General features: G+C 59.6%; 11 protein-coding genes and 2 pseudogenes. 5 read left to right on the forward strand and 8 right to left on the reverse strand.

Annotated features, from left to right (window positions below):
- Nucleotides 1-105 precede the first annotated feature (105 nt).
- The gene (locus tag QRM96_RS20905; protein ID WP_285320871.1) at nt 106-726 is read right to left on the reverse strand and encodes a response regulator transcription factor; all 621 of its coding nucleotides are present in this window, start codon (nt 724-726) and stop codon (nt 106-108) included.
- Nucleotides 727-952: 226 nt separating this feature from the next.
- Between QRM96_RS20905 and hpaC the strand changes: the two genes are divergently transcribed.
- Nucleotides 953-1,468: a 4-hydroxyphenylacetate 3-monooxygenase, reductase component gene (gene hpaC / locus QRM96_RS20910; RefSeq protein WP_285320872.1), complete on the forward strand. Its 516-nt coding sequence runs from the start codon at nt 953-955 to the stop codon at nt 1,466-1,468.
- Between the two features lie 183 nt (nt 1,469-1,651).
- A complete protein-coding gene (locus tag QRM96_RS20915; protein ID WP_285320883.1) occupies nt 1,652-1,936 on the forward strand; it encodes an amidase family protein in 285 nt (94 codons plus the stop codon).
- A gap of 294 nt (nt 1,937-2,230) precedes the next feature.
- On the opposite strand, the pseudogene QRM96_RS20920 reads toward QRM96_RS20915, so the two are convergent.
- The 7 genes and pseudogenes from QRM96_RS20920 to QRM96_RS20960 all read right to left on the reverse strand — a co-directional run.
- A pseudogene (locus tag QRM96_RS20920) lies at nt 2,231-2,702 on the reverse strand (Gfo/Idh/MocA family protein); the annotation flags it as partial.
- Nucleotides 2,681-2,938 (reverse strand): hypothetical protein, encoded by a 258-nt coding sequence (locus tag QRM96_RS20925; RefSeq protein ID WP_285320873.1) that lies wholly within the window; start codon nt 2,936-2,938, stop codon nt 2,681-2,683. The gene QRM96_RS20925 and the pseudogene QRM96_RS20920, both read right to left, overlap by 22 nt.
- Nucleotides 2,929-3,081: a 3-hydroxyacyl-CoA dehydrogenase family protein gene (locus tag QRM96_RS20930; RefSeq protein ID WP_285320874.1), complete on the reverse strand. Its 153-nt coding sequence runs from the start codon at nt 3,079-3,081 to the stop codon at nt 2,929-2,931. The genes QRM96_RS20925 and QRM96_RS20930 overlap by 10 nt, the downstream gene beginning before the upstream one ends.
- A pseudogene (locus QRM96_RS21050) lies at nt 3,066-3,632 on the reverse strand (3-hydroxyacyl-CoA dehydrogenase family protein). Before QRM96_RS21050 ends, QRM96_RS20930 begins: the two are co-directional and overlap by 16 nt.
- 75 nt (nt 3,633-3,707) lie before the next feature.
- Nucleotides 3,708-4,904, reverse strand: a complete 1,197-nt coding sequence (locus QRM96_RS20950) for an acyl-CoA dehydrogenase family protein (RefSeq protein ID WP_285320878.1) — start codon at nt 4,902-4,904, stop codon at nt 3,708-3,710.
- A complete protein-coding gene (locus QRM96_RS20955) occupies nt 4,901-6,079 on the reverse strand; it encodes a CaiB/BaiF CoA transferase family protein (RefSeq protein WP_285320879.1) in 1,179 nt (392 codons plus the stop codon). The genes QRM96_RS20950 and QRM96_RS20955 overlap by 4 nt, the downstream gene beginning before the upstream one ends.
- 127 nt (nt 6,080-6,206) lie before the next feature.
- Nucleotides 6,207-6,926, reverse strand: a complete 720-nt coding sequence (locus QRM96_RS20960; protein ID WP_285320880.1) for a GntR family transcriptional regulator — start codon at nt 6,924-6,926, stop codon at nt 6,207-6,209.
- Nucleotides 6,927-7,590: 664 nt separating this feature from the next.
- Between QRM96_RS20960 and QRM96_RS20965 the strand changes: the two genes are divergently transcribed.
- The 3 genes from QRM96_RS20965 to QRM96_RS20975 all read left to right on the forward strand — a co-directional run bounded on the left by QRM96_RS20965 (nt 7,591) and on the right by QRM96_RS20975 (nt 10,569).
- Entirely contained in the window at nt 7,591-8,892 is a 1,302-nt protein-coding gene (locus QRM96_RS20965) for an MFS transporter (RefSeq protein WP_285320881.1), read from the forward strand.
- Between the two features lie 499 nt (nt 8,893-9,391).
- A complete protein-coding gene (locus QRM96_RS20970; RefSeq protein ID WP_285320882.1) occupies nt 9,392-9,718 on the forward strand; it encodes a helix-turn-helix domain-containing protein in 327 nt (108 codons plus the stop codon).
- 14 nt (nt 9,719-9,732) lie between these two features.
- Nucleotides 9,733-10,569 carry an IS3 family transposase gene (locus tag QRM96_RS20975; protein ID WP_285320884.1) on the forward strand — a complete coding sequence of 279 codons (837 nt, stop codon included), beginning with the start codon at nt 9,733-9,735 and terminating at the stop codon, nt 10,567-10,569.
- The last annotated feature ends 73 nt before the right edge of the window (nt 10,570-10,642 follow it).

Consider the following 10,642-nt stretch of genomic DNA (forward strand, 5'->3'; position numbering starts at 1 on the left):
TGGGGCGGGAAGGCATCTCAACGAGAAAGCCTCTCCGCCCCACTGCTCTTTAAGATTTGGAATCAGGGTTATGCCGGCCAATAAAGCGCGGCTGATTTTCCGGGCTTAGCTGATACTGACATTGTGCTGGAGGATATCCCGGACCAAGGTAGCTATGCTGTCAGATCCCGTCTTTGCTTTGATCCTGGTGCGGTGAACATCAACCGTTTTCACACTGGTTCCCAGCTTGCGGGCGATGTTTTGGCTTGGTAATCCTTCAATAACCAACGCCAAAATTTCTCTTTCCCGAGGAGTGAGAGCAGCGATCCGCTCTTCAATCTTGCGCCGCCCGCGGCTCGATTCAAAGCGTTCCTGAGCAAGGTCGAGAGTCTCCTGCACCACGTCGAGCATATGCTGCGGGTCGTAGGGCTTCTCAAGAAAATTAACTGCCCCCTGCCGAAGGGCTTTGACCGACATCCGGATGTCACCGTGCGCGGAGACAAAAATAATCGGAATAGGGGAAGCAACCTCGTTCAGCGTTTCCTGCAGTTGGAAACCTCCGGCCCGCGGCATCCTGACATCGAGGACCAGGCAGGCGGGGACGTCTGGATCATAGGCGGCAAGAAAAGATGCCACGTCGTAGTAGCTACGGGAAGGGATGCTGACGGATTCCAGCAGCCATGCCAGTGACTTACACAACTCCTCATCGTCATCGACGATGTAAACGAGAGCTTCGGGTGAATGCATAAGGTTGTTCTGCCTAAGGGCCTAGAGGGGGTACTTGACGGTATCCACTCCACAGCACCGAAGTCAATCAACCCCATCTAAGGAAAGTACTTATGCCGTTAAGGACAATTCTCAAAAGAGGTGGGGCAACTCGCAATACCTTTTAGGTCCAACCGTGAATAGATTTTCAGCATAAAGATTCACCATCTGACCAGAATCACCGGTTGCGACCAGGGGAGAAATTAAAATGACCGAGCTTACGCAAATTCAAAAGGACTTCCGGTCCGCGATGGCACACTTGCCGGCCGCCGTTAACGTCGTTACTACGGCTGGTCCCCATGGCCGTGTAGGGATAACGGTGAGCGCCGTCTGCTCAGTGACTGACGCCCCGCCGACCGTGCTTGTCTGTGTCAACCAGAACAGCGCAACGCACGACATTTTCAACAACAACGGCCAGATATGCATCAATGTTCTCAGCGGAGAGCATGAAGAGCTGGCACGCCATTTCTCTGGCGCAACCCAGGTTCCGATGGAAGAACGGTTCGGCTGGGACATTTGGGAGAAAGGCGAGGACCAGGTCCCTGTGCTCCGTGACGCCCTGGTAAAGATTGTGGGCAGGATCAGCGGACGTACCACCCAAGGCTCGCATTCAGTCATCTTCGTACAGGTCGACCGCGTGGAAGTCCAGGAGGAGCGTGACAGCCTCGTTTACTTCAAGAGGCAGTTTCATCGCCTTTCCGTGACGCCGGAGCTCGTTGCCTGATGTCCCTGCGCGAACTGTCCGCAGTGCTTAACAAAGGGTGATCACCCCAATCGCTGCTGTCGAGAACGTCTTGGCCCGCATCGACGAAACCGATTCCAGCCTCCACGCCTGGGTGAGGGTCGACGCCGAAGGTGCATGGGCAGCAGCCATACGCCTTGAAGAATCTGACGCTCCGCGGGACCTCTGTGGGGAGTCCCGGTCGGAGTGAAGGACCTGATCGATGTCGCCGGGTTACCAAGGCGGTGCGGCAGCAGCCTACGTGCCGAGGACCCTGCAGATCAGGACGCCGACTGCGTCCGGCTCCTGCGCGAGGCGGGCGCAATCATCATCGGCAAGACCGTTACTACAGAATTCGGCTACTTCAAGCGGGGACCAACCCGAAACCCCGCCAATCCGGCTCTTCGCGGTTGGTGGGGAATTGAGTTCGTGTCGTTGAAGACAAGGGGGCCCGTGGCCCTGCTGGGATGAGTGTGTCTAGCATTCAACCTGGAACAGGACCACGAGCCTTTGATCGCCCACCGGATCGGATAGCCACAAACCTCCTCTGAACCGGCTGGCCAGCAATCCGCCTCAACTCAACCCCGGCAAGGTGACTAAGTGACATCTCCGCGGGGACAGGGCCAGAGCCCAACAGGACCGTGGGATAGCCCACGCCCCGGGGATGGTGCTGGCCCCGTGCATCCAAGTGAAGGGCCGGTACCAATTTCGCCGAATTCCAATATCCGAAGGACAAACAGAAGCTATGTGGAAGGGGTTGCTGAGGTTGTGGGGTTCGTTGACCAGGACGCGGCGGAATCCCTGTTCTCTTGGCGGGCCGGTGGCGTCGAGGAAGCCGAGTTCCAGGTCGAACAACAGGCTGCCCTTGTCGCCGTAGACCTCGATCTGGAGCCTGTTCTTCCTGCCGGTGGTCACCCGAGAAACCTCGACTGAGGCGACGGCCCGGAGGTGAGGGGCAGTGTTGCCCAGGCGGCGTCGTCGACCGTGACATCCTCGATTCCTCAGACCCGGGGAGCTGGTTGACGAACTTCCGTGACCGCATCGCCCAGGAGGAACAGGACCTGGTCGATGGCGTGGGATGCGATGTCGCCCAAGGCGCCGGACCGGCGGTTGCCCTCCAAAGCCGCCATCTCAAACGTGCGTCGGTGTCAGAAGATCAATTCTACAGGTATGCGGTGCGGACCTGTCGGACCGTGCCGAGGCGGTCTTGGGCGATCAGTTCTTTGGCCAGGGCCAGGTTGTTGGCGAGTTATTCCCACCGGAAGGTGCTTGCCGGCCGCTAGGGCGGTTTATCGTTCGGCGGACGGAGGCTAAGCGTCGTAGCGGTAGAAGCATTCTCCGGACTTCCGGCCTAGCTTTCCTTCGGCGACCTTGGCAGTCACGAGCTGGTGTGGTCGGGTCGCCTTCGATACTGGTCTCAGCGAAGGTCGCCTGGGCGATGAAGTTGACAACGTCGAGGCCGATCAGATCCATGAGTTCGAAGGGGCCCCTGGGGTGCCCAAAGCGCCGCGCGCCGTGGTGTCGATGTCCTCGATGCTGGCCACACCTGTGGCGGCGAGATCCATCGCCGCACGCTGGATCGCGCCCATCATCCGGTTGGCTATGAATCCGGGCACTCTTTGTTTACCAACACAGGGTCCTTGCCTAGGGTTCGGGCAACGGCCATTACCGTTTCGAACGTTTCGTCGCACGTGTGCGGGTTGAGGACCACCTCAACGCACTTCATGACCAGTGCCGGTTGAAAAATGCATATTGGTCACTTGATCGGCTCTCCCGGAAGCCTCTGCAATGTGCGAGGAGGACAGCGTGGACGAGTTGGTGGTCAGGATAGCGTGCGGGGGAGCGAGTTCGCCTAGCCGCGCGAAGATGGACTGCTTGATCTCCAACTTTTCCACAGCGGCTTCAATGGCTAGGTGGACGTCGGCTACGGCTGCATCGAGAGAGGAGTTTTGGGTCAGGCGCTGCAGGGCCTGACGGCTCAGGGAGTCCTCGAGCTTGCCTTGGCCACGCGGGAGGCTGCCCACGATTCGAGATCGGAACGGGCCGCCTGCAGCGCCTTCTCGCTGACGTCATACAAGACAGTTTCGTAGCCGGCCAGGGCACAGCTCATGGCAATCTGCTGGCCCATGGTTCCGGCACCAATGACGGGTACCTTTGTAACCTCCATGGTGTCTCCTTGATGTCAGCGGGGGAGCGTTCGAGGGGCGTATTGCGTTGCCGCACCGGACCACCCATCGATCTCCTAGCGGAAGGCTGGAACGCCGGTGAGCTTCTTGCCCAGGATCAGGGTGTGGACCTCGTCGGTGCCCTCGTAGGTGCGGACCGATTCAAGGTTGTTGGCGTGGCGCAGCGGAGAGTAGTCTAGCGTGATGCCATTACCGCCTAGCAGGGTGCGCGCTTCGCGGCAGATCTCGATCGCCTCGCGACAATTGTTAAGCTTGCCCACCGAGATCTGATGCAGTTGCAGAGTGCCTGCATCCTTCCTGCGGCCGATGTGCAGGGCCAGCAAGAATCCCTTGTTGATTTCCATGGCCATGTCCACCAATTTCTGCTGGGTCAGCTGGTAGCCGGCGAGCGACTTGTCGAACTGCAGGCGCTCCTGCGAGTACTCCAAGGCGACCTCGAAGGCATCCCGGGCAGCGCCCATGGCACCCCAGATGATGCCGTAACGGGCTTCATTCAGGCAACTGAAGGGGCCCTTGAGCCCTACCACGCTGGGAAGAACGGCATCGGCCGGCAGACGAACATCCGAGAGTTCGATTTCGCACTGGATGGAGGCGCGCATTGACAGCTTGGGCTCGATTGGGGTCGCGATGTAGCCCGGAGTTTCGGTCGGGACCACGAAGCCACGAATGCCCTCAGCGGTCTGGGCCCAAATGACGGCCACCTTGGCTACACTGGCCAAACCGATCCAACGCTTGGTGCCGTTTAGCACCCAGCCTGCGTTTGGGCTAGGACCCTCCCTGCGGGCGAAGGTCTTCATGCTAGACGGGTCTGATCCCGCAGTGGGCTCGGTCAGCCCGAAACAGCCGATTGCCTCCCCTTTGGCCATGGCCGGCAGCCACTGTTGCCTCTGTTCCTCCGAGCCATGCTTGTAGATGGCGGTCATTGCCAATGAACCCTGCACCGAGAAGAAGGTACGGATCCCGGAGTCTCCGGCCTCCAGCTCGGCACCGGCCAGGCCGTATTCGACGGCCGAGCGGCCAGCGCAGCCGTAGCCTTTCAGTCCCATGCCCAGCAGGCCAAGCTTCGCCATTTCCGGCACGATCTCCAGCGGGAAGGCCGCCTCCTCGTACCAAGCGGCGATGTTCGGCTTGATGTGCTCGTCCACAAAGGAACGCACCGAGTTCCGCAAGGAAATTTCTCCTGCAGTGAGCAGGGAATCGAACCCGATTAGATCGCCGGGATCAACGGTCGTGGTCAAGGACTCAGCAGTCATGAGGTGGCTCCTGTCTGAAAAGTGCTACGGCTAAAAGGAAGCGGGCTGAAGAAAATATCCTGATGTTCACCCAACGACGGGGGAACCCGCGTGTACTGGGCCGGAGTGCGGGAAAGGCCGATGGGACTGGCGATCTGGCGTGAACGTCGTCCGTTCGATTTCTCGTAGATGCTGACGATCGGGTCCAACCCTAGGGCTTCTGCGAGGTCTATGGCTTCCAGGACAGAGTTCACCTTGCCGGCTGGGACCCCTGAGGCCATGAGGCGCTCCTGCCATTCCGAAGCGCGGCGGTCCTGCAGGGCTCTTTCGATGAGAATCTTCAGGTCCTGGCGGTGCGCCCCCCGTAAAGCGTTGGTCGTGAAGCGTCCGTCCTGTTTGAGCTCATCCAGCCCGAGTTGGCCCAGCAGTGAGGCAAACTGTCGGTCATTGCCCACTCCAATGGCTAAGACTCCGTCGGCAGTGTTGAAAGTCTCGTAGGGTGCGATACTCGGGTGTGCGTTACCCAGACGCTGGGGCGACTTTCCGGTGGCGATGGTCCCGCTCGCCTGATTGGTTAGGCCCGCTAGCAAAGAGGTGAAAAGCGAGATCTTCACGTGCTGGCCTTCGCCGGACTGGTCCCGCTCCCGCAGCGCCAGCAGGATTCCACTGGTGGCGTTCTGCGCGGCCAGCACGTCAACCAAAGCCACACCCACCTTGTTTGGGGTTCCTTCCGGTTCCCCCGTAATGCTCATCAACCCGCCGAGGGCCTGAACCAGCAGGTCAAAGCCAGGGAGCTGAGCCCCCTGTAGGTCCCCGAAACCCGAGATGGAGCAGTAAACCAGCGCGGGACTGACGGTCTTGAGCCGATCGTAGTCCAGACCGAACCTGGCCAGCACGCCGGGACGGAAGTTTTCGACAACGACGTCGGAATCCCGGATTAATTCCACCAGCCTTGTCAGATCGGAGTCGCTTTTGAAGTCAACTATGATCGAGCGCTTGTTGCGGTTGACGGCGGAGTAATAGGTGCTTACTCCATCAGAGGTAACCGGGGGGAGCCAAGTGCGGGTTTCGTCCCCGACAGGGCTTTCAACCTTGATGACCTCTGCTCCGAAATCGGCTAGAGTCATTGTGGCCAGCGGGCCAGCCAGTATGCGGGAAAGGTCCACTACCTTGACGCCTTGCAGCGGTTGAACCATAAGACTCACAGGGTCCTAAGTCTGGGTGATATGTGCATGTTGCATGTTGCATGCAACAGTAATAAAAGTGAAACAGCCTTGGCAAGAGTTCGAAGAAGACTATTTTCTTGCGCCAAAAACCGGCAGGCTAGATCTGCAGATGGTTCAAGCGGCCGAGGTAGCACTCCGCCTCCAGCCCCGGCGTGCGGGCGCAGACGGACTGAACCAGCATTCGGGCCGTGCGGAGAACATGGCCGTGCATTGCACGAACCGCACCCTCCGCGTTGTGTTTGCGGATGGCTTCCATCAGCTCGTTCCGATCGTCGGCTAAGTCCATGCTCGTCCGGGCGTGGGGGATGGTGATCTGGCCGTGAGTAAGCACCAAATTGCGCAGCTCGCCGACAATGCTGCCCAGTTTCGCGTTGTCGGCGAGGCCTAGGAAGTATAGATGAAAGGCCTTATCTGCCTCCAGCGTGGGTCGCGCCTGGCCACCTTCGGCCGCCTTTACGAGGTCGACGTACAACTCTTCCAGGCGCTCGATGTCCGCCGGAGTTGCGTTAAGGACCGCCCGTCCTGCTGCGGGCGGCTCCAGGATCAAGCGGATTTGAAAGACCTCGACTATGTCATTAAGCGAGATCTGTGTGACTCGCACACCGCGGTTCTTTTCTACGGTAAGGATGCCCTCCTTCTCCAGCAGCTGCAGGGCTTCGCGGACGGGGGTCCGTGAAACTCCCAGCTTCTCGGCGATCCCGACGGATGAATAATGCTCGTTCGGTTTCATCTCCCCCGACACGATCGCGGCCCGGATCATCGAGGTGACCTGCCCCGTCAAGGAAACAGCGGGAGAAATCCGTTGCATGCCACTCATGTGGCTACCCTACCGTCGCCGGCCCTTGCAATTCGACGCGGAAGGAGAGTCGTTCCCGCCGTGGCATCTGCGCGCAGCGAGAGGATGACTTCATCGTGGGGCGTGCCCGCGCACGCACCGATACTGCCCATCGAGACCGTGGTGCCGGAGTGAGCCCCCACGAGAGCAAACGCGCAGAGTCTTTTCCAGACGGAAGATACGGACTGCACGACTCGGAGAAAGTCCTCGCTGGCCGTCACCGTACTGGAGATCGCCGTCCGAGCACGCCGGCAGGCATGGACAGTAGTGCATTCGGTAGACGGCCTCGACCTCGATCACGCAGCCTCGTGAAATTCTTCAATTCCGAAAATCACTACCCGCCCACCGGATCTCCGAGGGCCTGGGTATTTGAGATGCTTGGCTCAAAGGCTAGCCGCCGAAAAAATCTGAGACGCACCGCCCCGTTGACAACATACCAAAGTGAAGCCTAATATCGCTCGATAGGTCATCTGACCTACAAAGCGATATCTTCTAATTCCTTCCCCTCGTGAGGGGGGAAAAATTTCGTCCATCCCGGCCATCATCCTGTCATGCCTGATGGTTTGAGCGCTTCGTCATCAGCCGATGCGGTAGCTCCAGAGTGGTAACGCCGGAGATGTACCCACTCGAATCAAGGAGGATTCTGATGGTAACGGAAAACACGACTGCGACTAGTACCGGACGCAGATTGAGCGGCGGCCGGATCTTCGCCGTGTCGTTCCTCGGAACGACTCTCGAGTACTACGACTTCCTGGTCTACGGCCTGGCGACCGGCCTCGTCTTCAACAAGTTGTTCTTCCCCGAGTCCGATCCGCTCATCGGGATACTTTTGGCCTTTGCTGCCTTCGGCACTGGATACCTGACTAGGCCAATCGGTGGAGTCGTGTTCGGGCACTTCGGAGACCGCTACGGCCGTCAGCGGGTGTTGATCCTCACGCTCATCATTATGGGGGCGACCACTTTCCTGATCGGCTGCCTCCCGACCTACCAAGAAGTCGGATTCCTCGCTCCGGCGCTCTTGATCGTCCTCCGCCTCGTCCAAGGCTTTGCCGCGGGTGGGGAATTGGGGGGCGCTGCGCTATTCGGTATCGAGAACGCCCCCGAAGGTCGCCGTGGCATGTGGGGCAGTTTCAGCACCATGGGTATCGCGGCCGGCTTTGTCGTCGGCAGTGCGGTCTTCGCCGTGGTATCGGCTGTGTTCAACAGCGATCTGCTCAGCTTTGCGTGGCGCATCCCGTTCTGGATCGGAGGAGTGCTGGCTACAGTCGGGGCCGTTGCCCGCTTCGCCCTCCCGCGCGAGGATAGCGGTTCGTCGGGCGGACCCAAGGCCCTGCCGATCCTCAAGGCATTCCGCGCCGGACCGAAGATCATTCTGGCCGGGATCGGCGTGAGCTTAGCGTACAACGCCGTGTCAGCCGTCTATTCGACCTTCATGCTGAGCTATCTCAACACTGCGGGTTACTCCTCCACCGACGCACTCACCGGCATGCTATACACGGCGGTCCTACAGATCCCCCTGATCCTGGGGGCGGCTCACCTGTCCGACCGCATCGGTCGCCGCCGCGTGCTCGTGACCGGCGCCGTGCTTGCTGCAATCATCGCGTTCATCGCCTTCCCGATGCTCAACTCCTTGTCTCTGACCGCCCTCTTCTCCGTCTTCACTCTGGTATCGGTCAGCATCGGCATGGCGCTCGGTCCGATCCCAGCCTTTCTGGCCGAGCAGTTCCCTTCCGAAGCACGCTATTCGGGCCTCTCGATGGTCTTTCAGGTAGGTGCCTCGATCGGCGGTGGTACAGGTTCGCTTACCGCGGTCGCCCTGCTGGTAGCGAACAAAGGCAATCCGCTCTTCGTGTCGGTATACGTGGTCACAATGGCCGCGCTGATGATTGTAGGCGTGATGCTGCTGCGCGAAACGGCTCGGGTCCCCTTGAAGGATCTCGGTCGCTGATCCCGGATTTTGTCGTCCGGCCGGACGTGCGAGTCGGCGAATTCCCGCCTCTAGAACCCGTAACCTGCTGGACGACATTCCGCTGCGCGCCGTCAAGGCGCAATCGAGCACGGACCTCGGTCGAGCAGGATTGTGCCCAATCAGCTGCCGGGCGATTCCCATTCGTTTGTTCACCAACGAAATCGGTTGAATAGCCGTTACCGACCCAGCCAGCGCAGCACACCTGATATGTAGGTTCCGTTTGTCAAGAGCGTGAGGAAGCGGTCCGCGGGCTGGGTGAACTGCTCCCCGAAAGTTGGACTGAGAAATTCAGTTCCGGTTTTCGGGGAGCAGTTTTATGCGTGGGGACAGTTTGTTATCAGAGGAGCAGCGCGAGGCGGCGGTATCTTTATTTGATGCTGGTTGGGGAGCTAAGGCGGTGGCAGCGCGACTTGGAGCAGACAAAGGTCCGGTTCGTCGGCTGTACGAGCGGTGGCGGGTTCGAGGAGGTACAGCACTGGTGACCAAGCCGACCAAGCGGTTGTTTTCGTTCGAATTCAAACTTGAGGCCGTGCAGCGCTTCCTTTCGGGCGAGAACAAGGTTGCGGTGGCAAAGAAACTTGATTTGTCATCTCCGCGCTTGCTGGAGAAGTGGGTTCAGCAATACAGGGTTGAGGGCGAGGAAGGCCTGCGCCCGAAACCGAAAGGCCGTCCCAAATCAAGCCTCGCTGCTCCCGGGAAGCCCGAATCAGAGTTGCAGCGCCTGCGCCGCGAGAACGAGCGCTTGAGAGCAGAGGTGGCCTTCTTGGGAAAAGTGCAGGCCTTGAGGGACGAGGAGCGGCGCTAAAGGCCCGTGCCGTCATCGCTCTCAAGGCCGAACACCGGCTGGATGTACTTCTGGACGTTGCCGGACTGGCACGGTCCACGTACTTCTATCATCAGAGCCGACTCCAGACTCCCGACCCGCAAGCAGCACTAAAGGACGCGGTCGCGGAAATCTTCATGGAGAACCATGCCCGGTACGGCCACCGTCGGATACATACTGAACTGCTCAAGCATGGGTGGACGGTCGCGAAGAAAACCGTACTGCAGCTGATGCGTGTCCTGCGCCTGGTCTGCAAGGTCCGGCGGAAGAAACGCTACAACGCCTACCAGGGCGAGCAAGGCAAGATAGCCCCGAACGAACTCAAGCGGGAGTTCGAGGCCGGTGCGCCAAACCAGAAATGGGTGACAGACGTGACTGAGTTCGCCGTCGGGGACCGGAAGCTTTATCTCTCACCGGTCATGGACCTCTTCGACCGGCAAATCATCTCCTACACCATCGGGACATCCCCGAACCTTGCACTGACTAACACCTCCCTGCGCAAGGCCCTCGCCTGCCTTGAACCCGGACAGCAGCCACTCGTTCATTCAGACCAGGGCTTTCAGTACCAACACGCTTCCTGGCGCGCTCTTCTCGCGGGAGCCGGCGCAGTCCAGTCCATGTCACGCAGGGGCAACTGCTACGACAACGCAGTGATGGAAAACTTCTTCGGGCACCTCAAGGAAGAGGTCTTTCACCACGTCCGATTCCTCAATACCGGCGCGCTGGAAGCAGCGCTGCATGACTACATCCACTGGTACAACACCGACAGAATCTCAACAAAGCTCAAGGGCCTGAGCCCGGTCCAATACCGTGCTCAGGCCCTTGCGGCTTAGGCTCTTACTTGGCCAGTCGGGACTGTCTGAATAACGGTGGATCCATGGTTGGCCTGACACGCCGGGTGTTGCC

Origin of the sequence: Pseudarthrobacter sp. lyk4-40-TYG-27 (assembly GCF_030209295.1) — a bacterium.
Lineage (GTDB): Bacteria > Actinomycetota > Actinomycetes > Actinomycetales > Micrococcaceae > Arthrobacter.